Consider the following 23,620-nt stretch of genomic DNA (forward strand, 5'->3'; position numbering starts at 1 on the left):
GAATTCCCGCGGTACCACTCTTCTTGCCTGCATGATGCAGACCGCTTTATGGTGATAACGGTTCCCTCCGGCTATGCCTACTCTCGTTTCGGATAGCATCTCAAAAGTGCGTTTCGCGACGTTTGTCAGCCCAGGCTCTCACCAATCCCCAGGTCGCTTTGTTGACTAAACCATCGTTACTCTCTTTTTCATCGACTTTCGTCTATGCGGTTGAAAAGCAACTTCATTATAGAGGATATTCCCTGTATACTCAATGCTAGAATTCAAGCATGATAAAAGAAAGGCAGGACTCGCACGAAATCATGACGAATCTTTACTATTATATCTTGAAATGTCCCATGCTAGGAGGGAACACATGAACCACTTTCGCAAGATGTCCGTGCTCGGTTGGAGTATATGGAGTGTTTTGTTCTGCTTCACCATCGGATTATTTGCATTGGATGTGCTGCACGCCCCGACCATCGATCCGTTGTCCTTTATTTTAATCTCATTACTCGTCATCATCTTTCAACTCGATTCAATCGAAGTCAAAGGTGTGTACTTCACATTCTCTGAGAGTATCGTATTAATTCTTTTTCTATTCTTTGGATTTGAAACAGCACTCATCGTCAACCAGATTGGATTATTCGTCTTTCAGTTCGCCAATTTGAGACCAAAAGTCGCCATACGCCGATTCCGCTTCACCTATCCGTGGAACGCGATTACGGCATACTTAGAAATTGTCATTCCCGCTACCGTCTATCTCGCCCTCGGTGGGGTAACCGGCCTTGATTTTTATTCGCAAGAATCGTTTGTACCGCTTGCCGGGTTATTCTTTGCTATCTTGTTAAATACCGTATTTCAAAAATATCAGGTGAGATGGTGGTTCCGCGTCGATATCGCATTGAGCGACTTCATGAAAATCGCTTTCTACACATATGTCGTCAGTTTGATCTTCATCTTAGCGGCAGCGTTCTTCCGAGAGACGAATTTACTTGTCGTCAGTAGCATCGCGGCAGCGTTGACCTTCTTCATCAAACGACTCCTCATTCAAAAGGGACGACAGGATGCGTATAAATCTCTAATTGAACAGTACGACGAAGCGAAAGAAGCCGTCTCTTTGTCACAGAGCGAAGCACAAGCCATCGAAGTCTTTTTAAGTCAGTGTGAACAATTGAACCATTACGATGAAGGATATATCGAGTTCAAGTTGTTTGATCGCACACTCTATTTCGACTTGAAGACACGTCAACCGATTGATTGTCCCGTCGTATTTGCGCTACTGGACATCAGTCAACCTGTCGAGCCTGTCCTTGACTACGAGATGCGATTTGAGTGGGATGCTTCATTGTCTGACGCTTTCCATGACGACTACCATAGCTTCGTCTCAATTCGTTCGGAAGAAATCGAGGGAATCCGAACATGGATCGTGATGACAGGAGAACCTGTATATGGGTATCCGAAGATTATCCAACTAGAAATCCTCAAGTTGCTCAAGTCGTTCAACCGGACCATCAGCCGTTGTCATGAACGAGATCGTCTGTATACCGAGAGCCGGACGGATAGTTTGACTCTCCTCGCCAATGCCCGCGCCTTCTACGAATACGGGATTCAACAAATATCCGACATCTCGATGTATCCGATCTCGGTCGCCATGCTCGACATCGATTTCTTTAAAAAAATCAATGATACGTATGGCCATCAAGTCGGTGACCAAGTGTTGCAGGAATTTGGTCGACGTATCCGGCAAGCCCTTCGCGCTGATGACTTTGCCGCCCGTTATGGTGGGGAAGAGTTTATCTTGCTTCTCAATCATTGTGACATGTCTCAAGCCGTTGACATTGCAGAAAGAATTCGCCAGCAAATCGAAGCGAAACCGTTCCTTGTCGATCATCACGAGGTTTCTGTGACCGCGTCCATCGGGGTCGATACAATCGATGCGTTTGGAAATAAGCGCTTAGACGATACGATTCGAAACGCGGACCGTGCCCTATATGTCGGTGGGAAATACGCGGGACGTAACCGCGTGGCGCACTTCAACAATTTAACGACGTAAACTCCCCTTTCTCACATCGAATTGGGGAGTTTTTAAGTTGACAAGCGGATTTGAAACAGGTACGTTAGGGAACGTGTTTACTAATTGGATAGATTCACTTTTTATCGAGAGAGACGGAGGGACTGGCCCTGTGAAGTCTCGGCAGCGGGGAACCTGTGCCAAATCCAGCGGGCGTATTGCTCGAAAGATGAAAAGGGTATTTCGCACGAAGGACCTTTTTCTTAAGAAAGGGTCCTTTTTATTTTTAGTGAGGTGATTATTTTGGAACAACCAACAGCAAACAAATGGGCACTCTTGCCATTACTCGTCTTCTTACTCTTCTTCATCGGAGCGGGTGTCTATTACGGAGACTTCTATAAGTTTCCGGTACTCGTTGCGGCCATCATCGCCTTGATAGTTGCGGCATTCATGACAAAAGGAAGTGCCACCCAAACCGTCGAGCGCATCGCGCAAGGAGCCGGGAACCCGGGCATCATCATCATGATTTTCATTTTCTTACTGGCTGGCGCCTTTTCAACGGTAGCGGAAGCCATCGGGGCAATCGATGCAACGGTCAACGCCGCCTTGACTCTATTACCACCATCGCTTCTCTTGAGCGGACTCTTCGTCATCGCCGCTTTCATTTCAATGGCGATGGGAACGTCGACGGGTACAATCGCGGCACTTGCGCCGATTGCCCTTGGTATTCATGAAGAGAGCGGCGTTAATGTCGCCATCGCTGCCGCGGCCGTTGTCGGAGGGGCGATGTTCGGGGACAACCTCTCGTTCATCTCGGACACGACGATCGCTGCCGTCCGGACACAACGAACGAACATGCGCGATAAGTTCCGCACGAACTTCTGGATCGTGTTACCGGCCGCCATCATCACGACCGTTTTACTCGCCGCCTTGTCAAATGGGGAGTCCACGGTCGATGTCGCCGCATTCGAATGGTACAAACTGATTCCGTATCTTGCCGTCATCGGACTCGCATTGACAGGATTGAACGTCATCTTGGTTCTGTTAGGTGGCATCACGCTCACCGGCATCATCGGTCTCCTGGATGGAAGCCTATCCGTCACGGCGTTTGTGACAGCCATCGCGGACGGGATGATGGGCATGGCCGAAATTTCATTCCTGACGTTACTCATGGGTGGACTCGTCGGACTCATCTCACACAACGGCGGACTCACGTATTTACGTGACGCGTTGACATCTCGTATTCAAAAACGTGCCGGTGCCGAGTGGAGCATCGCTGGTCTCGTCAGTGCGACAAACGTAGCGACGGCAAACAATACGATTTCCATTCTCGTAGCCGGACCACTTGCAGCGAACATCGCGGACGAATATGACATCGAACGGAAGAAATCAGCGAGCGTACTCGATATCTTCTCATGTGGTGTACAAGGGATTCTCCCATATGGAGCACAACTCCTCATCGCTGCCGAATTGACGAAGACCGCATCGCCGGACCTCGTCCCGTTCATGTTCTATCCATTCCTCCTCTTTATTTGTGGAGGAATCGCCATCGCATTCAATTTCCCACGTTTCAAAAAACAGTCATAAGTGAAAACACCCCTTGTTCAAAGGGGTGTTTGTCGTTTAGTGACCATTTCTTGTTTCAACTTCTCGTTGCGTTTCTTGAACGCCCGTCGTTTTAGCACTTCTTCAAGTCCTCGACTGATGGCCCATAATACGATGAGGAGCAGACCGAGCATCGATAAACGAAACGGACTTTGGATAAATTCTTCCCATTGGTCCCCGATGACCGAGAAAATGACGACGACGAGCAGTTTCCCGAATCCTGCCGCCATGATGAACGTACGGAGCGGCATCTGAATGAGCGCCAATAAATAGGTGATCAAACTGACCGGGATGAATGGGAGTGAATATAAGAATCCGAGTGAGATCGGACTCATATGATTGATGCGTTCTAACCAATAGACCGCCGCCTTATGTTTCTCGAGCCAGCGTGTCATCGGTTTGCGGAACACATAACGGACGGCTGCAAAAACGACGATCGTTCCAAGAAGGTTCCCAATCCAGGATAAGAGGACCCCTAACAGAAAGCCGTATGTCGCCGCATTCGCAGAGATGATTAATACGAGTGGTAAAAATGGAAAAATCGCTTCTAAAAACGGCGCACCTAGACCGGCCCATGGACCACCAGGCAAACTTTGAAGCCATTCAATCAATTGGATGATGTACTGTTGGAGAGAATTTAGCATAGTCGTTCCACCTTCAACTTTCGTTACTACTCTATTACCCGAATTCAATTTTCAAGACGCATCTCCCTGCATTCGTCAAAAAAAATTAAAAACCATTTGCGAAAATTCGTCGTGATATTTATCATATAATAATGGACTTGTGGTTGCAGGCAAGTCTATTCGTCGAACGACACAACCCAACGTTCGTTTTCCTGCAAAAAACTGAACACAGGGGAGCAACACAACATGGAAACAAAACCAATGCGGGTCTTGCTGTACTATAAGTACGTCAACATCGAAGACCCAGAAACACTCACGCAAGAACATTTGAAGTATTGTAAGGACCTCGGCATCAAAGGACGCATCTTGATTTCCTCCGAAGGAATCAACGGGACGTGCTCTGGTACTTGGGAGCAAACCGAGCAGTACATGAATGACTTGAAAGCAAACCCTCTCTTCAGCGATATCGAGTTCAAAATCGATGAAGTCGAAGAGCATGCCTTCAAGAAAATTTTTGTCCGTCACAAGAAAGAGCTCGTGACGTGGCGCTTTGATGGCGAGTTTGATGTACCGAAACAACACGGTGCATACCTCGAACCAGCAGAATGGAAAGAGATGATGAATCGTGATGATGTCGTCATCCTCGACGTTCGTAACAACTACGAGTACGAACTTGGTCACTTTAAAAATGCGATCAAAATCGATGTAGAGGCTTCACGTTACATGCCAGAATGGCTCGAAGAGAACAAGGACCTCTACGAAGGGAAAACACTTCTCACGTACTGTACCGGTGGCGTCCGTTGCGAGAAATTTACAGCATATATGCGTGACCGAGGTCACGACAACATCTTCCACCTTAAAGGTGGCGTCGCGATGTATGGTAAAGATGAAGCGACAAAAGGAGAAGACTGGGAAGGAGAGCTATACGTCTTTGACGAGCGGATCAATGTTCCGGTCAACTCCGTGAACCCATCTGTCGTCTCACACTGTATGCACTGTGGGACAAAGACGGTTCGTTACGTTAATTGTGCCAACCCGGAGTGCAATGCACAACATTTCTGTTGTGAAGAGTGTGAACCAAAACAAATGCGTTCATGCTCGAAGGAGTGTCAAGAACACCCACGCAACCGTTATATCATCGATAACATTGCAGAGAAACTTCAGGAAACTGAAGGAGTAGTCGGGTAACAAAAATCGACCAGAAGATGTCTTGGAGAACGCATCCAGGACATCTTTTTTTTGACGAAATCTTAACGTCTAGCTTGCGCCTCTTTCGGGTATAGTGAAGATACTATGTCAGACAGGAAGTGAATGCACGCATGTTTAACGAACCTTTACTCGCCGCGATTCTCGCTTGGTTTATCGCCCAGGCGGCCAAGCTTGTAACTGAACTCATTAAAACACGGGATTTTGAAATTGAAATCATGTTCGCTTCAGGTGGTATGCCTAGTTCGCACTCGTCCACAGTCGTCGCACTCGCTACGGCGATCGGGCGAATGGAAGGCATCGACTCGAGCCTATTCGCTCTTGCTGTCGTCTTCGCCACCATCGTCATGTATGATGCGACCGGAGTCCGGCAGGCGGTCGGTTTCCAAGCACGGCTCTTGAACGATTATTTCAAAGGAATTAAACATGAGACCCCGCTCTTGAATGAGCTTGTCGGCCATACGCCGTTCCAGGTCATTGTCGGAGCGCTACTCGGTCTCGTCGTCGGACTGTTTTTCCCAATGTAACGGACCAAGGTATGTCATTTCTCACACTCTTGATTCTTTTTGTGAAGTTTCACAAAGAAGAAGTTATACTCAAGAGAGAGGAGGAATCGACATGCCTTTTTTGCAGAAATCTTACGAGTCACTCGATACACTCGCCGAAGCCATCGGACAAGCGATTCGAGCACCAATCACGATCGAGAACCGCCACCACCAATTGCTCGCCTATAGCACCCACCCCGATTCGACCGACCCGGCCAGGATTGCGACCATCATCGGGCGTCGTGTCCCAGAAGCTGTCATCGAAGATCTATGGGAAAGTGGCATTTTACAAGAAGTCATCGACCAAGATGAACCCGTCGTCATCCCGGCCCGTCTCGCCGTCGGTCTCGGGGAACGCGCAGCCATTGTCATCAAACAACATGATGAAGTGCTCGGCTATATTTGGAGCTTGGCTCGGACGAATCCGTTCAGCACTCAAGAACTAGCTATCCTGCAAGAAGGGGCAACCATCGCCAAAAAATTACTGATGACCATTGCGATGCATGAGCGGCGGATCAGCGCCGAGCTCGAGCGCTTCTTATTAGATGTCCTCGCTTCCCCGACTCTCACGGATGCCAATCGCGAACGATTGAACGAACTTGCCCCGATTGCTGTCGCCAGTCGGTTGACGGTCATCGAATGCGCTCAACCGATCACCCCTCAACTTGCGGAACGCCTTCACTATGTGCTCGCGACGCAAGAGGCCATTGAAGTCGTTTTACATGCCATCGACGGTCAACAGCTACTCGTTTGGCACTATATGAAGTCTGAACTCTCCGATGAAGAGACCGCACTCATTGCCTGGGCGGAACGATTCGAACAATTGCTTCAAGACAAGTTCAGCGAATCCGAACCACGCCTTGGCATCAGTCGACGTTTTTTCGAAAGTGACATGTTATATGCCGCAGCGGAAGAAGCGCGACGGGTGGCCACGCTGCGTCGCAAGTTCCCGCTCGAACTCTCGACCTCCCGTGCATTTGAGCAGATTGGCATTTATCAACTCGTCCCAGAACTCGCTCGGCGAATCGGGCTCCGACTTGAGACCCACCCGACCGTCGAACGGTTGCAACATTATGACTCATCCCATCAGACCGAACTCGTGAAGACACTCGAGTGGTATTTTTATTTTGATGGGAACGTCAAACGGGTCGCCGCCCATCTTCATATCCATCCGAATACCGTTCTGTATCGGATTCGCCGCATCGAAGAGTTGACGAATATCACGCAAGTTTCCTTACCCGAACGGTCCATGATTTATTTAGCCATTAAGGCTGGTCAATATCGATTAGAAGACTAGACGTTTGCTTTGTGTTTTTTCACAAAGTGAGCGTCTTCGTTTTTAGAATCCATGATAAAGACAGCGTTTTCGAATGGGTCTATACTAGAGGTGTGAACAATTTGTGTCAACGGAATGAAAGGGGAATGTTCCATGAAAATCGGGGTATTAAAAGAGATTAAAAACAATGAAAATCGGGTGGCCTTAACACCGATGGGTGCATTTATGTTAACGGAGCTTGGTCATGATGTATTCGTCGAAACGAATGCCGGTCTCGGTAGCGGCTTCACGAATATGGAATATATTGATGCTGGTGCAACGATTCTTGAAACGGCGAAAGAAGTTTGGGAAGGTGTCGAACTCGCTCTCAAAGTAAAAGAACCACAACCGTCTGAGTATCAATACTTCCGTCCTGACTTGACGCTCTTCACTTATCTACACCTTGCGGCGGAGCCGGAATTAACGAAAGCGCTCGTCGATTCAGGGATTACAGCGATCGCCTACGAGACAGTAGAAGTGGATCGCACGTTACCACTCCTCACACCGATGAGTGAAGTGGCAGGACGTATGGCTGCGCAAATCGGAGCTCAAATCCTTGAAAAACCACATGGTGGAAAAGGAATCTTGATGTCTGGTCTCCCAGGCGTGCCTCGTGCGAACGTCACGGTCATCGGAGGCGGTGTCGTTGGAACGAATGCAGCTCGAATCGCAATTGGTCTTGGGGCGAGCGTGACGTTGATGGACATTAGCCCGGCTCGTCTTCGTCAAATCGACGACTTGTTCGGAAACACAATCAATACGTTGATCTCAAATAAATACAACATTGCGAAACAAGTGGCTGAGAGTGACCTTGTGATTGGTGCCGTGCTCATCCCAGGAGCAAAAGCACCGAAACTCGTCACGGAAGAAATGGTACAACGCATGTCGCCTGGTTCGGTCATCGTCGACGTCGCTATCGACCAAGGTGGAATTTGTGAGACGATCGACCATATCACGACGCATGATGCGCCAACGTATGAGCGCTATGGCGTGCAACACTACGCTGTCGCTAACATGCCAGGTGCCGTGCCACGCACTTCGACAATGGGTCTGACAAACGCGACGATGCCATATATCATCGAGTGTGCACAAAAAGGCGTATTCCCAGCCCTTCTTGAAAACGAGGCACTTCTCAAAGGCCTAAACGTCATCAACGGAACGGTCACGTATGAAGCGGTCGCACGTGATTTGGAATATCCGTTCGTTCCTGCCCATGAGGCAGTCTCGAAACAAACACAAGCTTAATCCTTAAGACGATGAGATGCCCGGTCTCATCGTCTTTTCTCTATACCAAAAAGAAGGAACCGAACGCCATCGTCCGATTCCTTCTTTATTATACGTTATGCGTTCTCAACGGCGATATCTTCCCCGATGATTTTCACTTCCGGCTCTAATTCCACTTCGAATTTCTCTTTAACGGTCGCCTGGACGTGACGGATGAGTGAAATGTACTCTGTCGCCGTCGCCTCATCGATATTGACGATGAAGCCCGCATGCTTGAGCGAGACTTCCGCCCCTCCGATGCGTTTGCCTTGTAGACCAGAGTCTTGAATCAACTTGCCGGCAAAATAGCCAGGCGGACGTTTGAACACACTTCCACATGAAGGATATTCAAGTGGTTGTTTCGATTCCCGTTTATACGTCAAGTCGTCCATGACTTCTTTGATCAATTCATAGTTTTTCGGTTCTAGTTCGAACGTCGCCTCGAGTACGATCAAGCCCTCTTTCGAGACACGGCTCGTTCGGTAGTCAAGATCGAGTTCATCTTTAGATAAATGAAGCACTTGACCATCCTGCGTCAACACCGTCGCAGATGTGATGACATCCTTCGTCTCTCCGCCGTATGCACCTGCGTTCATGTAGACGGCACCACCGACCGTCCCAGGGATCCCACATGCAAACTCGAGGCCGGATAACCCCTCTGCTAATGCTTGACGTGAGACGTCGATAATCGCCGCTCCTGCCTGCGCAATCATTTGATTCCCTTCTCGACGAATCGAGTCGAGTTCATTCAAGTTCAAAACGATTCCACGGATGCCACCATCGCGGACAATCAAGTTTGAACCGAAGCCAAGAATCATAAACGGCATCGCTTCTTGATGGGCAAGTTGTAAGACGGCCTGTACTTCTTCGTACGTGTGTGGAGCCACGAAGTAATCTGCCTTACCGCCTAGTTTTGTATACGTGTGTGCCGACAACGGCTCGTCTTGAAGGACGCGCTCGGCCGGAATGATCATCTGGAGTTGCTGTAAAAAGCTCATGCGTTCACTCAATCCTTTATGTTCTATTTAATCAGTGTCTCGGTCCCACCTCATTCGTTCCGAGCACGTCACTGAATGGTTTCAGTACGAATCACAGTATACAAATGATTATTGGACGTGACAAGCAACGTTTTTCTTACAAATTCATGATTAGTTTATAGCAATAGCGATGTCGCAATGGCAACGATGATGGGAATTGTAAAGTTATCCCAATCTCGATATGAAATCGCTTCAGTTAGCGTAGCGATGATGGAAATGATAAACCCATATGTTACCACTTGCCAAAGGACGACATCATTCCACAAAAACAATAAAAATAAGACAGCATACGAGCTTAGGAACATGGCGATGCTTCCTTGGAAAGAACGCTTTTGGCCATATAAATCATAGACGACCGTCCCATATTTACGCCCGATGAGTGCAGCCATCCCGTCCCCCCAGGCGAGGACGAGTGATCCGGCTAAAAACGCGATCGGCTCGGACTCGAAGAAGAAGTATAAAATAATGAGCAATGCAATCGGATAGTATACGGTCCCGAATGATTTCCGTTCCGTTTGATGCACTGGTGACGGGCTTTTATATAATAAGACCGCATTCGCAAATGTGAAGAAGATGAGCGGGACTGCCGCGACGTACCATGAATCCATTAACCAAACTGCTAATAACGACCAATGTCCGACTGCGATATGTACACTTTTTCGAATCGTTTCATCCGTCCATCCCAGACGTTTCCCGACTTGCTCGAGACCTACGAGAAACACGAGGACGACTACAATGGAAAGAATCGAACTAATCCATTCATTCATTGCTTGACCACCTTCATCTATAGAGTGTGTATGATACCGTCATTATACCTTAATCAGTGCCCATCCTAGCTTACTTTTCAAACATTTGGTAGAATGAGGTCAAATGACTGTATAGCCAACGTACGCTGTTGGCGATAGAAAGGGTGGCCGTATGCGCGACGCAACTTCAATTCAAACTTTGGCAGATTGCCTTCATTTTATGCAGGTCGGAGAAATCGAGCGAGCCATCGCCCTCTTCCCTGAAGACGTGCGTGAACATTTCCCAAAAGAGCTTCGAAAAATCCACTTGTTTCATATTGAAAAGAACGGCTTATCGATTAATCAAATCGTCGCCCTCGCGAATGCATTGACCGGCGAGCATCTCTCCGCGACGACGATTCAAAACTGGACGAAGCGTGAAGTCCGTAAAATCATCGGTGTCCCACGAATCGGTAAAAAGTATTCCTTGCATCAAGCGGCAATCATTTATCTCCTTGATGACTTGAAACACCTTTTTTCTCTCGAAGAGACGAGTTCCTTGTTGGCGCTCATTTTCAACAACCCTGACCGGGACGAAGACGACTTCATCAAACCGATTGATTTTTATCGACTGTACGCGGAGTATGCGAAATCAACGAGCCCGATTGACCTCCTCGATACACGGGCGAAGCGTTCGCTCGAAAAGATGAACTATGAACATCCAAATATCATTCATGTCTTGAAGCTTTGTCTATACGCACATCGGGTGACGACACTTGAACTCGAGGCCAAGCACTACTTGAACCGTTTCATTCGATGAGACGGTTTTTTCGCATCAAAAAACACCGGTCGCTTGACCGGTGCTCGTCATCGTTATGAGACAGATGCTGCGAGTGGCATCCGCGATTTGACCGTTAACGTCTTTAAGACGGAAAGGAGTTCGAACATCGATAACTGATCGGCTTCTTTCGTTAAGCAGAACGTATCGTCCTCTTGTTTCCGTAGTTCCGCGACAAGTTTACCCGCTTTGTCGCGAACGCTGAACTTGTGACGTTCCACATCGTATTGAATCGTGAAGAGTCCGCGTTCATAGACGTTGTACTCACACTTTTTCCCGAATAACGAGAACTTGTCTTTCAATTGACCAATCGCCTGTCCATCATGGTTCATTACGACCCATTTTTGGCAGTTCGGGATGTATTTCCCGTGAGCGATCTGTCGTCCAGACAAATTGTGCACTTGGACACTGCCTTCCGCGTCGCGGTGAACAGATCCGATCGCATCATTTGTCTCGTCATAAATGGTCGCCTCACCTTGTGTAAAGACGCAACCTTTTACATAAATTAATTTGCGCACCGCTTTTTCCTCCTAGCACGTTCCAACCGTGATTGTTTGTATGTGTACGGTCGGGTATTACTGAAAACCCCAATCGTTTCTCTGTGTAGTTTTTATCTCGTTTCAACTACTACATATTTCATATGACGAAGATGATTATTGCATCGTTTAAAGAAAAAGACAACCCTTTTTTTTCGACATCATTTGGATTCTGTCGAACTTGTGAACAAGCCTATTCTCATCGCTTATATCCCGCCTCTTTTAAGAGTTCTTCAAGCTCCATTCTTGCAATCAGACGAACTTGATTTGGCGCCGCCAATTCGTATGCGCTGTCCGTGAAATTCGAGTTCGTCACGACCCAGCCTTCGTGTGCTTGATAATAGGGAACGGCCGCTGCAATTTGTTGAACCGCTTCGAGTCCGACCGTCTTTTCATAACGCTTTGCTTGAACGGCAATCGTCCATCCATCCGGTGTCTCCAGTAACAAGTCTGCTCCAAAGTCACGCGATGCCGGAGTCACCGTGACCGTATATCCAAGCGCGGTGAACACTTCCTCTAAAAATAGTTCAAACTCCCGACCATCCATCCGATCAATGCGGTCGATAGTCGACAGCCTTACTTTCCATACAAACCACGCAATTCCAAGCAAGAGAAGCAGGACGCTGCTCCAAAGTGGTGCCTCGTACCACCACAAACATATGGCACCGATAATCCCAATGAGTAATCCAATCATCTCCATCTTTCCTTTCCAAGTCCTCTCCCTCACTTTACCGTTTCGAGGGCAGGAAATGAAAGGGGGATCTGTCGAATGATATAGAAGATGTGCTCGTCTGACACCACGAAGGAGGGATGACTGTTCATGGAGAATCATGCCAATCTCCAAAGTGAGTTACTACATGCATTACCTTACGGAGTTGCGTTAATACAGAAAGATGGAACAATCGTTCAGGCAAACCGTCCGTTTCTTGAGCAGTTTCCCGAGAATCTACAGAGACGTTCGAACCTTTTCCATATGGTCAATCAGTCACCCATTACGATGGAATTATCTCGTCGGATGGAACAAGGACTGCCTTGGATGTATGAACTACCAACGATGCGAGTACACGCTATCCCGTGGGAAAATCAATATATTCTTTCCATCGAGCCGCTGCCACATGACACACGCGTGACGATTCAACACAACGCGTTTGAGGCGATGATGCACACCGAACTCGACATGGCGATGATCATGACGGATGCGAATCTGCTGATCACTCGTTTCAATCAGGGGGCCACGGAACTGTTTGGCTATGCCCCCCACGAAGTGCTCTACGAAATGACACCGTTCGCTTTATTTGAATCGAGAGAGTTAAGTGAAAAGCGCTCTGCTTATCAAGATGAGACGGAACGATTGCTATCGTTCGAACAAATGTTACGCCTCGCACTCGACAAAGGAGACCGGGAATGGAAATTTCAATGTAAAGATCGGACACATTTCATCGGCAAATTGTTCATGCATCCCGTATACGAGCAAGAACAACTCATCGGCTTCTTTTTCTTCGTATTTGATGTGAGTTCCGAGATTGAGTTGAAACGTGAGCTCCGTTATAAGGAACAGCGTTATCGCATGTTTGCTGAATCGGTCATCGAAGCCGTCCTATTCCATGAAGATGGAATGATTCTCGATGCGAACAAGGCGGCGGAATCCATCTTTAAAATCCCTGCAGAACAAATGATGGGACGCCAGACGATCGAGTTTATCGCGGAAGGGTACCGGGCCGATGTGTTGCGACGCATTCGTAATCACATTCAAACGCCATACGAAGTGATTGGTCGTCGGCAGGATGGAACGTTCTTAGAACTAGAGGTGTATCCAAAAGAAGTGACGTATCAAGGGCAAACGTTACGGGTCGCGGTCATGCGTGATATCAGCGACCGTAAAAAAGTAGAGCGTATGCTCGAACGCGAAAAAAATGCCATCGCCCGTCAGCGTGATATCATCCAGTCAATCTTACAAGCATCGAATGAAGCGTTCGTTTTGACCGAATCGAACGGGAGTGTCTTGTTCATGAACGTCCATGCAAGGCGACTCATGGACTTACCGGGCATCGCTCCAAACAAAATTCAGGAGCGTATCCCGCTCCTCTCTATGTTCCGTCCTCGTGACAGGAGCGAGATGCTGCGAAAGATGGATCAACTTCTCGACGGGACGGCGCGTGAAGTGTCGATGCGCTTCTCCATCCCACAGCCGAATGACCGAGATGAAGAGTACTACGAGATGTACGGGACGACAATGGACACGAAACGACAAATCGGTATGGATAGCGGTTTCTTGTTTGTGTTCCGTAATCGAACCGAAGAAGAGCGTATGGACCAGATTAAGAATGAACTGGTAAGTACGGTCTCACATGAGCTGAGAACCCCCCTCTCCTCATTATCGGGATATATCGAATTGATGCTCGCTCGGGATTTGACTCCTGAAAAACGGGAGCGCTTCTTGAAGACGATGTCGCGGGAAGCGAAACGATTGACCGCCCTACTTAACGACTTTTTAGACATCCAACGCATGGAAGACGGTCACCAAGAATATAAACAAGATCATTTCCCATTAAATGAACTTGTGTTGGAAGTGATTGAACGCTTCCGCGAAACAAGTGATCATACCATTCATTTCGATAATGCGGATGATGACCTACCTCTCGTTGCCGACCGAGATCGCATCGAGCAAGTTCTCGTCAATTTGATTTCAAATGCGATCAAATATTCTCCGAATGGACAGGAAATCGAAGTGCGGGTCCGAAAAGACCACGATCAGGCTCATGTCTCCATTCGTGATTTTGGAATCGGGATTCCCGAGCACGCCTTTGAAAAGTTGTTTACGAAGTTTTATCGGGTCGACAATTCGGATACACGTAAAATTGGTGGGACCGGTCTCGGGTTGTCGATTTGTAAAGAAATTATCGAATCACATGGTGGGAGCATCGAAGTGGAATCGACAGTCGGGAAAGGGTCGACTTTTACATTCACATTAGACTTAGCGGAGGAAACGTCATGAACAATTATGCCTTTACCGGATTCCCTGGTTTTTTAGCAGGAAAATTAATTGAACACCTCGCTTCGTTACCGCATCAAATCGGAGTCATCTACGCCTTGCATCTTCCGAATCAAAAACGTGATGCAGAAGAGCTACGAGATACGTTACTGTCAACGACGTCACTTGCGCCACATCAGCTCGTCCTTGTCGAAGCAGACATCACGTTACCCGAAGTGATTCTCGACCCGATCATGCGGTCTGTCATTGAACGAGATGTCCATTACGTCTTCCACCTCGCTGCCGCATATGACTTGAGTATTCCATATGACGTCGGCTATCGCGTCAACATCCTCGGGACCAAGCATGTGACCGCGTTCGCCAAACGCTCGAAACAATTGAAGCGTTACGTGTACTTCAGTACCGCCTATATCGCCGGACGTCGTCGTGGAACGGTCTATGAAAATGAGTTATGGCACAGAGTCCAGTTCAAAAATCATTATGAAGCGACTAAATATGAAGCAGAGGCACTCGTTTCGCGAGAAATGGGAGGCATGCCCATCACCATCATTCGTCCTGGCATCGTAATCGGACATAGTCGCACGGGAGAAACGAAAAAGTTCGACGGTGTCTATTTCGTCTTACAATTGATGACACAACTCCAACAGATGCGCCCACTCCCCTACATCGGGCGGGCGAACGTTGAGGTAAACCTCGTTCCGTACGATTATGTAGTAGAAGCGACCGCTTTCCTAGCGCATTCTCCAAACGGTCTGAAGCGGACGTTCCATTTGACGGATCCGTTCCCACACGGCGCACGCGAGGTGTATCGTATGTTGCATGAGACGATGTTTCAGCGCTCTCCTCGCGGGACCGTTCCTCATGCCGTTGCCGACGCGGCATTCACTGCTTGGAATGGGGCCAAACGGCTCGAGGTTCCTCACGAACTATTGGAGTACTTTAAACATCCCGTTCACTTTGACACGACACAAACGATACGGGCGCTCGACGGAACGGGCATCGTTTGTCCGGACCTCCAGGATTACCTCCCAGAGATTGTCCATTATTTCATGGCACACAAAAAGCCCTGATTCGTCAGGGCTTCAACTATGATTGAAATTAAATGAACAAGTATACGCCGTGAATCATCGTACACTTGTTTATATCTCATCCGCGTCGTTACGAGACACCGCTTGATCGTGAAGCAGACGCTCGAGGACGAGGATATAGACCAACGCCACGAGAAGCCCTACGATACCAGGGAGAACCGCAACGATCGCATCCTCCAAATACGCAGTCGGAATCAAGTAAACCAATAGCGACTTCACACCAGACATCAACATCAACGAGGAGAGTAACACAAGCGTTACCGCTCGTTTCGACACGTCCCCGAAGAAGGGGCGTCCTGTCTTCTCCCCTTTTGTCATACCAAGCCAAGATAACAAGTCAAAAGCCTCCTCAATCATTCCTTTTCCAACCCATTATATACCAATCATTTCATACGATGAAGGCCATCAAAAATTCATGTCGCCTCCTGACCACGTTCACTCAAAAAGGCTGCAGTCCCTCTATGAGGAATGCAGCCCAAAACACACGTTCAACCAATCAAAATCTTCTCTTTCGGATAGCGAATCTTCCGGTCGGCTTGACGTGCGACGGTAAAGAGAATGGTCAACGACCCGACACGTCCGAGAAGCATCATGAACATGATAAAACCTTTTCCAAGACTATTTAAATCTGCTGTAATGCCTAGCGATAGCCCTACTGTACCAAATGCAGAAACTGTTTCAAATAAAATCGCAGTCGCAGCCAAATGATTATTCGTCAGAATCGTCAGCGTAGCAATCAGCAGGATGAAGAAAAAACTAGAGATGGCCACAACATATGCTTTTTTAATTTGAAATACGTCAATTGTGCGCTCCATGATAACCGTTTCCTTTTTACCTGCGATAAAGGCCCACATATCTGCCAAAATAACAGCAAGCGTTGTTACTTTTATTCCGGAACCGGTTGAAGCAGCACCAGCTCCAATATACATCAAAATAATGATTAACCCGATTGACACAGGTGCCATTGTAGCGATATCAATCGAATTAAATCCCGCAGTTCGTGTCGTCACGGCTTGGAAAAAAGTAACGTGCAAAGCTTCGCTTAGCGATCGGTTAAACATCGAACCCTCATTTGATACCCATTCGGTAAGCAACAATATCATCCAAGCCAATCCATTAATGATGAACAATGAAAGAATCATAATTTTCGAGTGCAGACCAAGGTGTTTCCAAGTTCGTTTCTCGGTGATATCCGCAATGGTTGTAAAGCCAAGACCGCCAATCATGAGTAGCACGGCAATCGTGACGATAAAACTGGTGTTTTGTTCAAAACTCATCAAATTATCAGGCCAGAGCGCAAATCCAGCATTATTAAAAGCAGATACAGCATGAAAAAATCCATTATAGAGCGCATCTCCAAACGTATAGTTTCCCGTTTGAAACAATGTAACGGTCAGCGAAAGCATTCCAATTGCTTGAACAATAATTGTCGTAAAAACGATATTCCTTACTAAGCGTACCGTTCCACCTGGTCCATCCAAGTTCAGTGATTCTTGCAACAAAATGCGTTGTTTCAATCCAATTTTTTTCCCTAAAAGACTTAAGAGCATCAAGGCAACGGTCATAAAACCTAGTCCACCAACCTGGATGAGCGCCAGAATGACCAATTCACCGAACAGCGTAAACGAAGTACCGATATCAATCGTTGACAACCCCGTCACCGTACCAGCTGATGTTGCAATAAATAGACAATCAATAAATGTGACCGGTTTCGCTTGTGCAAGTGGGGTATACAATAATGAAGCACCTAAAAAAATGGCTACTATGAATCCCGAGGCGATGAATCTTGCCGGTTTTTCAAACACGACACGGTAAAGAAGCTCTATTCGCTTCAATCTCATCTCTCGTCGAGATAACTGATGACGCATATTTACTCTCCTTTAATTATTGATAAAGAGTTCTAAGCTTCATGTTACTCCTCGCTTTTATAAATGCCAACAAGAAAATGTATCTCTAACGCTTTCTTCGATTTTTTGGTATTATGGGAGATAGACTTTAAGAATGTTGAGGAGGTTGAATGAAACCGTGGACCCTAGTACGGTAGATCATTCGATAGAGGATGTCTCACGAAGGTTGGAGCGCCAATCACAATGTATGCCCGCTCACCTTTATTTTCAGCTAGAAGAGTTACTCAATTGGTCACTCGAGCAAGAAGTCGTGAATCAATTGTACGCATTGTTAAAAAAATACGACGTATTAACCGATATAGAGCGTGAAGAACGAAATATCAGCATTCAAATGCTGATTGATGAAAACGGCGCTTAATCATCGGGAACGCATGTTGCGGGAGACGAGTGGCGTCTCTCGCTTTTTTTGTCCTGATTTATTTCAGAAAGGTGGAAAACAAAGACATGGATGTCGTTACGTTAGTCGGACTCATACTCGGGTTCCTCACCCTCGTCGGTGGAATGCTATTAAAAGGAGCAGGTGTTGCGCCGCTGATCAACCCTGCCGCAATGGTTATCATTTTCGTCGGTACAGCCGCGGCCGTCAGTATCGCCGTATCAAAGGAACAACTGCAGAACGTTCCAAAGCTATTTAAAATCTTGTTCAAAAAACAAGAACTGCCAAGCAAGTCTGGATTGCTCACGCAATTCGTCGACTTGTCGACTCAAGCCCGAAAAGAGGGACTCCTCTCCCTTGAAACGGCACTCGAACAAGTCGAAGAACCATTTTTACGCCAAGGCATGATGATGGTCATCGACGGTCAACCTTCCGAATATATTGCGGAAGTCATGTCACGCGACATCGAGAATATGGAACAGCGTCATAAAGCAAACGCCGATATTTTCACTCAAGCCGGGACATATGCCCCGACACTTGGGGTACTGGGAGCCGTTATCGGATTGATTGCTGCTTTGAAAGATTTATCCGATATTGATAAGCTCGGACATGCTATTTCAGCGGCCTTCGTCGCGACGCTATTCGGGATTTTCACCGGATATGTGCTTTGGTTCCCGTTTGCCAATAAACTCAAGCAGTATTCGAAGAGTGAAGTCATCATCAAGGAAATGATGATTGAAGGGATTTTATCGATTCAAAGTGGTGAATCTCCAAAAACGCTAGAAGATAAACTGTCTGTGTATTTGTCTCCAAAGGAGCGAGCTGACTATGAAGCGCAAAAAGAAGCATGATCATGAAGAACATATTCCCGAAGGATGGCTGATTCCTTACGCCGACTTGTTGACCCTGTTGCTCGCACTTTTCATCGTACTATTCGCATCGAGTAACATCGACCAGACCAAGCTTGAGAAAATGTCACAGTCTTTCAACCAGGTGTTCTCCGGGGGCGTCAGCGTCTTTCAAGCTTCGACCGCCTCAAACAGTGACATCGAACGTACAGACAAGACCAATACGACCGCCAACCCACGGACGTATGAATTGGCCCAGCTTGATGAATTAAAAGAAGATGTAAACAAATACATTAAAAAGAACGGTCTCGAAAGCCAAATCAAAGCGACGATCAATTCAAGTGGTCTCGTCTTGACGATTCAAGACCGTGCCCTGTTCAACTTAGGAGAGGCGACACTCGACGCCGATGCTCGTGCCGTCGCACAAAACATCAGTCAGATTTTAGAGAAGGCGGGCAAGCGAGAGATTGTCGTCTCCGGTCATACGGATAACATTCCAATCAATACGGCACGTTTCCCGTCAAACTGGGAACTCAGTTCGGCACGTGCGACCGCGTTCATGCGTGGCCTTTTGGCAAATGACGCCTTGAACCCGGCCCAATTCACACTTGCGAGTTACGGTGAGTTTAAACCGATTGCGACGAACGATACAGAAGAAGGTCGCTCTAAAAACCGACGCGTCGAAGTGTTGATTAAACCACTCGTCGACCTTTCTGAAGGCGAACCGAAGATGATTGAAACCATCACCTTACCAAACTAATAATCACCCACTCGTTTGAGTGGGTGATTTGTGTTATTGCATCAATTTAAAATAGCGTCTCGCCAGTTCGGTGAGCGGACTTTCGAACAAACGTTTCCGCCAGTAAAGGTCTGTCACTTTCTTCACGGCCTCACTTCGCGACGGATACGGGTAAATCATACGGGACAGCTTCCCGATTTTGTCGCCACGTTGCATCGCATAGACGACAATTTGCATCCAATCCCCCGCCGATTCGCCGACTGCATGTGCTCCGATGATTTTTCCATTTTTCTTCGTGATTACTTTGACAAAGCCTGCTTCTTGGCGTTCGGCAATGAAGCGGTCCACTTCGGACAGTTTCGCTTCATACGTCTCAATGTCGTCGCCGTAACGCTCGCGCGCTTCTTTCTCTGTCATCCCGACATGGAACACCTCAGGGTCTGTGAATGTGATCCACGGGAGCTTGCTGTAGTCGACCTTGTTCCATAATCCAAAGAGCGCGTTCGCGACAACCGCCTTCCCTTCTTCTCCAGCGGCATGTGTGAATGGGAGCGTCTTGATCGTATCGCCAATCGCAAAGATATGAGATTGTGACGTCCGATATGACGACGAGACATCGATATACCCTTTCGTCACCTGAACGTTCGCCCGGTCGAGACGGAGCGCATCGATTCGGGGAACGCGACCCGTCGCCATCAGCAGTTTGTCCGCTTCATATTCGACCGTTTCGCCGTTCACCTCTGTCGTGACACGAATGCGGCCATCGACCTCATCGACTCGATTGACCTTTACGCCGATTTTTAGGCGCATCGCCATCTCGAGTTGAGATTTCAAATAGGTGGCGACGTCCTCGTCTTCTTTAGGTAGGAAATCATCCTGCGCCTCGAGCACGGTCACTTGTGAGCCGAGTCGGACAAAGGACTGGGCCAATTCAAGCCCGACCGTTCCGGCGCCGATGACAATCAGGCTCTCCGGGAGCGTCTCTTCTTCAAAGACCGTTTCGTTCGTTAAGTATGGGACTTGATCGAGTCCATCAATTGGAGGAACTGTCGGTTTCGACCCCGTCGAGATGACAAATTTTTTCCCGATCAATAACTCGTTCCCTACTTTTAATTCGTGCGGACTTTGGAACGAGGCTTCTCCGATATAGACGTCGACGCCAATCTTTTCAAAACGTTCTGTTCCGTCATGGTCTTGAATAATGGCACGTGCTTTGTCGACACGCGCTTTTGACATTTGATAATGCTCTTGTCCATTGAACTCGGTTCCGAGAACTCGGGCCGCGCGCATCATCGCATTCGCTTCTTTTGAAGCAGCAATCAACGCTTTCGATGGCACACATCCGACATGCAGACAGTCACCACCTAAATGCTTGTTCTTTTCAACAAGCGCGACTTTCGCGCCTAAATTCGCAGCCCCTGCGGCCACTGTCATCCCGGCAGCACCACCACCGATGACAATCAACTGATAGTCCTTCATCGAATCAACCTCCGGTATCGTTCGCTCACATCTTCCATTCGTTTTCGATTCACGCCAAAGTCTGAATAGCCGACACGCGACGCAGATCGAAACTCGACTTGTTGAGTAGCGTCATCAAATAAAAAATCGACATCATCTTTAAATCGCATCACTTTCGAAGTCACTACATAATGAAGTCCTTCATCTGTTTCCTTCACCAATTCAGCCCGCGGCAACTGATTCATCGCCATCTTCATGGCTTCGATCGATTGCCCGCGGCTGCCCGCATACGGCAGTGGGTCCATCCGCAATTCTTCAATTGAAGTTTGGGTTGAAACAGCATTCGGACTTCCTTTTAACGGCTTCAAAGATTGATTGGCCATTATAAAAACCTCCCTCAGTCTACATACATCTATATGTAGCCTGAATTCGGGAGGTTTAATCCTATTAATGTAGTTCACTCGGGTCGAGCGGCAATAAGACGGTCACTGTCGTCCCGTGTCCGACCTCGCTCTCGATGACGAGTTTGCCTTCATGCGCTTCGATCAATTCTTTTGAAATCGCAAGCCCAAGCCCGCTACTACCTTCTGTGACATGAGCCTGATAGAACATCTCGGTGATGCGCTGCAAATGCTCTCGTGAAATGCCGGGACCTTCATCGATAATGGAGATGAAGGCGACACGTTCCGATTGCACGAAGCGGATGGTCAACGTTCCTCCGTCTGGTGAGAAACGAATCGCGTTCTCGAGAATGTTTAAGAACACTTGTTTCAATCGATTCTCATCAAATAGTCCAACCGATTTTTGAGGATAGCGTTCGATGAGTGTGATGCCTTTGTCTTCAAGTGACTGTTTCAATTGCAGTGTCACTTGACGTAACAAAGAGACCAGGTCCAGTTCTTGGCGATACAAGACCAACCGACTCTCTTCAATTTTTGTATAGTCAAGAAGCTGTTCGACGAGACCGATCATGCGCTCTGTCTCCGAATGGATGATGCTTAAACCGAGCTCTGTCTCTTCAGACAGTTTCTCATCACCACCCCGAATCGTCTCGGTCCATCCCTTAATCGATGTGAGTGGTGTCCTGAGTTCGTGCGACACGCTCGAGAGGAATTCGTTACGTGTCGACTGATGCTGCTGGACTTTCGCGCCTAAATACGTGAGCGTTCGAGCCAAGGCTCCAAGCTCATGTTTCTCATTTGACTCAACGGATACATCGAAGTCGCCCTGAGCCATCTCATCTGCCGCCTCGATGATGTGACGAATCGGTCTGACGAAGCGATCGGCAATCCGGATGACGGTGTATAGGGCGAGCAACCAGATCAAGACGCCAATCATGACGACCGTCATCCAAATTTCGCGAATGAGCGTGTCTAAATCTTCAAGCGGTCGCGTGAAACTGATGGCAAACTCGGACGTATCGTTCGTCATAATGGGACTCGTGACTGACAAGTAATGTTCATCCCCGACGTCATAGTCCTGCACGACGGACTCTCCTTGCGACAATTGCTGTAACTGTTCTTGAGAGAATGAGGCCTGCCTTGTTCGTTGTCCCGTCGTTTTGACAATCGAACCGCTCCGGTCGACAATCGTCAAATCAGTTCCAGGATATCCGAATGTCCGGACGAGGACAGAAAAGGCACTCGGCGTCTCAAACCCTACTTGGGCTTGAGGGTATAGATATGCACTCGTGGTCGCATGACTCAGTAACGCTTCTGACTCATACTCGTAATAGTAGCGATACGTCCCGTAAGACAAAACGCTGACGAGTAAGAGCAAGACGATCGTCACGACAATCATCATGCGAATGACTAACTGTTGTTTCATGCCTCATGTCTCCGCCATTTATATCCGTGACCCCACAACGTCTCGATGTACACCGGATGACTCGGGTCATCTTCGATTTTTTGTCGCAAGCGACGAATGTTGACGTCGACTGTCTTTCGGTCACCGAAATAGTTGACGCCCCACACCGCATCGAGTAGCGCATCACGTGACAAGACGATCTCTTCATTTTGGACGAGATGACAGATCAAGTCATACTCCGTCGGCGTCAAATCGATCGACTGTCCATACTTCGTCACTTGTTTTGCGGCGAGATCGATGGCGAACGGTCCCGACTTCAAGCGCTTCGAATCTTTTCGTTTCACTTTTTCAACACGGCGCAACAACGCTTGGATGCGTGCCACCAATTCACCTGGACTGAACGGTTTGGCGATGTAATCGTCTGCACCTTTACCGAGCCCCTCTATTTTATCTTCTTCGAGCGTCCGTGCCGTCAACATGATGATCCCTACATTTTCGTCAAGATCACGAATGGCTGCACATGCCTCGAATCCGTCCATTTCTGGCATCATGACATCCAATAAGACGACATCGAACGGTTCACGGTCAAATGCGGTGACCGCTTCTCGGCCGTTCGTCGCTTCGAACACATCGAATCCGGCTCGTTTTAAATTGACAATAATGAAGCTGCGAATCGCATGTTCATCCTCAGCTACTAAAATTCGATTCATATTTACACCT

Annotated in this window: 23 protein-coding genes, 1 riboswitch and 1 other annotated feature (1 of these 25 cut by a window edge); of the genes, 12 read left to right on the forward strand and 11 right to left on the reverse strand. The window is 47.8% G+C overall.

Annotation, left to right across the window (positions count from 1 at the left end):
* Positions 1-201: a binding site (T-box leader), on the reverse strand (it extends 11 nt beyond the left edge of the window).
* Positions 202-355: 154 nt separating this feature from the next.
* Entirely contained in the window at positions 356-2,035 is a 1,680-nt protein-coding gene (locus KD909_RS13475) for a GGDEF domain-containing protein (RefSeq protein WP_211781870.1), read from the forward strand.
* Positions 2,036-2,133: 98 nt separating this feature from the next.
* A riboswitch (SAM riboswitch) is annotated at positions 2,134-2,229 on the forward strand.
* Positions 2,230-2,296: 67 nt separating this feature from the next.
* Entirely contained in the window at positions 2,297-3,580 is a 1,284-nt protein-coding gene (locus tag KD909_RS13480; protein ID WP_211781871.1) for a Na+/H+ antiporter NhaC family protein, read from the forward strand.
* Between the two features lie 17 nt (positions 3,581-3,597).
* On the opposite strand, the gene KD909_RS13485 is transcribed toward KD909_RS13480, so the two are convergent.
* On the reverse strand, positions 3,598-4,242 hold the full coding sequence (locus KD909_RS13485; RefSeq protein ID WP_211781872.1) for a TVP38/TMEM64 family protein: 645 nt from the start codon (positions 4,240-4,242) through the stop codon (positions 3,598-3,600).
* 225 nt (positions 4,243-4,467) lie between these two features.
* Here KD909_RS13485 and KD909_RS13490 point away from each other — a divergent pair, with 225 nt between their 5' ends.
* From KD909_RS13490 to ald, 4 genes are all read left to right on the forward strand, one after another.
* A complete protein-coding gene (locus KD909_RS13490; RefSeq protein WP_211781873.1) occupies positions 4,468-5,409 on the forward strand; it encodes an oxygen-dependent tRNA uridine(34) hydroxylase TrhO in 942 nt (313 codons plus the stop codon).
* A gap of 119 nt (positions 5,410-5,528) precedes the next feature.
* Complete coding sequence (locus KD909_RS13495) at positions 5,529-5,954, forward strand: divergent PAP2 family protein (RefSeq protein ID WP_143180200.1); 426 nt, start codon at positions 5,529-5,531, stop codon at positions 5,952-5,954.
* A gap of 91 nt (positions 5,955-6,045) precedes the next feature.
* Entirely contained in the window at positions 6,046-7,269 is a 1,224-nt protein-coding gene (locus KD909_RS13500) for a PucR family transcriptional regulator (protein WP_211781874.1), read from the forward strand.
* A gap of 132 nt (positions 7,270-7,401) precedes the next feature.
* On the forward strand, positions 7,402-8,532 hold the full coding sequence (gene ald / locus KD909_RS13505; protein WP_015880510.1) for an alanine dehydrogenase: 1,131 nt from the start codon (positions 7,402-7,404) through the stop codon (positions 8,530-8,532).
* 95 nt (positions 8,533-8,627) lie between these two features.
* On the opposite strand, the gene murB is transcribed toward ald, so the two are convergent.
* Together murB and KD909_RS13515 are read right to left on the reverse strand one after the other, a co-directional pair.
* On the reverse strand, positions 8,628-9,548 hold the full coding sequence (murB, locus tag KD909_RS13510) for a UDP-N-acetylmuramate dehydrogenase (protein WP_015880509.1): 921 nt from the start codon (positions 9,546-9,548) through the stop codon (positions 8,628-8,630).
* Positions 9,549-9,703: 155 nt separating this feature from the next.
* The gene (locus KD909_RS13515) at positions 9,704-10,354 is read right to left on the reverse strand and encodes a diacylglycerol/polyprenol kinase family protein (protein WP_015880508.1); all 651 of its coding nucleotides are present in this window, start codon (positions 10,352-10,354) and stop codon (positions 9,704-9,706) included.
* Positions 10,355-10,505: 151 nt separating this feature from the next.
* On the opposite strand from KD909_RS13515, the gene KD909_RS13520 reads away from it, so the two are divergent.
* Positions 10,506-11,132, forward strand: a complete 627-nt coding sequence (locus tag KD909_RS13520; RefSeq protein WP_211781875.1) for a DUF1836 domain-containing protein — start codon at positions 10,506-10,508, stop codon at positions 11,130-11,132.
* Between the two features lie 53 nt (positions 11,133-11,185).
* Here the strand turns inward: KD909_RS13520 and KD909_RS13525 are convergent, their stop codons facing one another.
* Both KD909_RS13525 and KD909_RS13530 read right to left on the reverse strand, forming a co-directional pair.
* Complete coding sequence (locus KD909_RS13525) at positions 11,186-11,668, reverse strand: LURP-one-related family protein (RefSeq protein ID WP_015880506.1); 483 nt, start codon at positions 11,666-11,668, stop codon at positions 11,186-11,188.
* A 217-nt stretch (positions 11,669-11,885) separates the two neighbouring features.
* Entirely contained in the window at positions 11,886-12,380 is a 495-nt protein-coding gene (locus KD909_RS13530; RefSeq protein ID WP_211781876.1) for a restriction endonuclease, read from the reverse strand.
* A gap of 126 nt (positions 12,381-12,506) precedes the next feature.
* On the opposite strand from KD909_RS13530, the gene KD909_RS13535 reads away from it, so the two are divergent.
* The gene (locus KD909_RS13535; RefSeq protein WP_211781877.1) at positions 12,507-14,681 is read left to right on the forward strand and encodes a PAS domain-containing sensor histidine kinase; all 2,175 of its coding nucleotides are present in this window, start codon (positions 12,507-12,509) and stop codon (positions 14,679-14,681) included.
* Entirely contained in the window at positions 14,678-15,748 is a 1,071-nt protein-coding gene (locus KD909_RS13540) for an SDR family oxidoreductase (RefSeq protein ID WP_211781878.1), read from the forward strand. The genes KD909_RS13535 and KD909_RS13540 overlap by 4 nt, the downstream gene beginning before the upstream one ends.
* A 69-nt stretch (positions 15,749-15,817) precedes the next feature.
* On the opposite strand, the gene KD909_RS13545 is transcribed toward KD909_RS13540, so the two are convergent.
* Together KD909_RS13545 and KD909_RS13550 are read right to left on the reverse strand one after the other, a co-directional pair.
* Positions 15,818-16,102 carry a hypothetical protein gene (locus KD909_RS13545; RefSeq protein WP_211781879.1) on the reverse strand — a complete coding sequence of 95 codons (285 nt, stop codon included), beginning with the start codon at positions 16,100-16,102 and terminating at the stop codon, positions 15,818-15,820.
* A gap of 152 nt (positions 16,103-16,254) precedes the next feature.
* Positions 16,255-17,634: a TrkH family potassium uptake protein gene (locus tag KD909_RS13550; RefSeq protein ID WP_211781880.1), complete on the reverse strand. Its 1,380-nt coding sequence runs from the start codon at positions 17,632-17,634 to the stop codon at positions 16,255-16,257.
* A 205-nt stretch (positions 17,635-17,839) separates the two neighbouring features.
* Here KD909_RS13550 and KD909_RS13555 point away from each other — a divergent pair, with 205 nt between their 5' ends.
* The 3 genes from KD909_RS13555 to KD909_RS13565 all read left to right on the forward strand — a co-directional run bounded on the left by KD909_RS13555 (position 17,840) and on the right by KD909_RS13565 (position 19,657).
* Positions 17,840-18,031: a hypothetical protein gene (locus KD909_RS13555; RefSeq protein WP_224862903.1), complete on the forward strand. Its 192-nt coding sequence runs from the start codon at positions 17,840-17,842 to the stop codon at positions 18,029-18,031.
* A gap of 86 nt (positions 18,032-18,117) precedes the next feature.
* The gene (gene motA / locus KD909_RS13560; protein ID WP_211781881.1) at positions 18,118-18,900 is read left to right on the forward strand and encodes a flagellar motor stator protein MotA; all 783 of its coding nucleotides are present in this window, start codon (positions 18,118-18,120) and stop codon (positions 18,898-18,900) included.
* The gene (locus tag KD909_RS13565) at positions 18,878-19,657 is read left to right on the forward strand and encodes a flagellar motor protein MotB (RefSeq protein WP_015880499.1); all 780 of its coding nucleotides are present in this window, start codon (positions 18,878-18,880) and stop codon (positions 19,655-19,657) included. The genes motA and KD909_RS13565 overlap by 23 nt, the downstream gene beginning before the upstream one ends.
* Positions 19,658-19,690: 33 nt before the next feature.
* Here KD909_RS13565 and KD909_RS13570 read toward each other — a convergent pair whose 3' ends face one another.
* The 4 genes from KD909_RS13570 to KD909_RS13585 all read right to left on the reverse strand — a co-directional run bounded on the left by KD909_RS13570 (position 19,691) and on the right by KD909_RS13585 (position 23,610).
* On the reverse strand, positions 19,691-21,115 hold the full coding sequence (locus tag KD909_RS13570; RefSeq protein WP_031424403.1) for a dihydrolipoyl dehydrogenase family protein: 1,425 nt from the start codon (positions 21,113-21,115) through the stop codon (positions 19,691-19,693).
* The gene (locus KD909_RS13575) at positions 21,112-21,477 is read right to left on the reverse strand and encodes a DUF1499 domain-containing protein (protein WP_015880497.1); all 366 of its coding nucleotides are present in this window, start codon (positions 21,475-21,477) and stop codon (positions 21,112-21,114) included. The genes KD909_RS13570 and KD909_RS13575 overlap by 4 nt, the downstream gene beginning before the upstream one ends.
* Positions 21,478-21,541: 64 nt before the next feature.
* Positions 21,542-22,921, reverse strand: coding sequence for a sensor histidine kinase (locus KD909_RS13580; RefSeq protein ID WP_015880496.1), 1,380 nt, complete (start codon positions 22,919-22,921; stop codon positions 21,542-21,544).
* Positions 22,918-23,610 (reverse strand): response regulator transcription factor, encoded by a 693-nt coding sequence (locus KD909_RS13585; protein ID WP_015880495.1) that lies wholly within the window; start codon positions 23,608-23,610, stop codon positions 22,918-22,920. Before KD909_RS13585 ends, KD909_RS13580 begins: the two co-directional genes overlap by 4 nt.
* Positions 23,611-23,620: the final 10 nt, after the last annotated feature.

The organism is Exiguobacterium sp. PFWT01, from assembly GCF_018255795.1.
Lineage (GTDB): Bacteria > Bacillota > Bacilli > Exiguobacteriales > Exiguobacteriaceae > Exiguobacterium.